This is a genomic window from Aliterella sp. E5.1 (genome assembly GCF_057473825.1).
Genome location: NZ_JBYCCV010000521.1, coordinates 1 through 987 on the forward strand (window position 1 = coordinate 1; position 987 = coordinate 987).

Consider the following 987-nt stretch of genomic DNA (forward strand, 5'->3'; position numbering starts at 1 on the left):
TTCCACCAGAAACCCCAGCCGTCAAAGCGATCGCTCCTAGCGGTACGCTCGGTTTTAAAGGAGTAAAAATTCCGACAATTGTAGTGCCACCAATGCCAGCACCAATACCAACTAGACCGCCAGCTACTGATAAAATGATTGCCTCAATCAAAAACTGAGTTAGGATGGCATCCTGGGTTGCACCAAGTGCCTTGCGTAAGCCAATTTCTTGAGTGCGTTCAGTAACAGAAACCAGCATAATATTCATGATGCCAATGCCACCTACCAACAGCGAAATACTGGCGATCGCTGCTAGTGTCAACGACAGTGCTTGAGTGACTTGGTTAATGAGATCGTTGAAAGATTTATCAGAAACAACGGAAATGTCTTGCCTACCGCGCAATCGTGTTAAAACATTTGTAACTTGAAACGCGGCGGCACGGATACTTTGTTTATTCAGAGCCGACACCTGCATACTATCAATGGGAATACCGTAAGGCGATCGCCGTCCGGTCAACTGGTCAGCCATCGCGGTAATTGGCACATAAGCGGCATCATCGGCATTTTGTCCAGCAAACGAACCTTTGGCTGTGGTCACTCCAATCACCACAAAACTCAAGTTGCTGATTTGTACCTCTTTGCCCAGTGGGTCTCCACTGCCAAACAGTTTTTGGGCTAGTTCCGGTCCCAAAGTCACTACTTGCACATTTTGTTGCTGTTCGGATTGATTAAAAAACCGTCCTTTAGCGACAGTCATGTTACGGACATAGAGGAACCCTGGACTTGTCCCTGTAATACTGCTTTTTGTATTGCGGTTGAGGTAGGAGATCGACAGATTGGAGCTAATCTGAGGAGCTACTGCTTTGACAGCAGGTGCTTGAGTGGCGATCGCCTCTGCATCGGATAACACCAATTGGGGTGCTTCACTCGTTACGCCTTCAGTATCCTCAAAGTTGACGTAAACAAATAGACTATTTGCCCCAAACGACTCCAACTGTTGCGTAGTAT

Annotated in this window: 1 protein-coding gene; it reads right to left on the reverse strand. The window is 47.0% G+C overall.

Annotated elements, in window-relative coordinates:
- The coding region (locus AC2VE5_RS28730) for an ABC transporter permease (protein WP_486890914.1) at window positions 1-987 on the reverse strand (987 nt) is incomplete at both ends.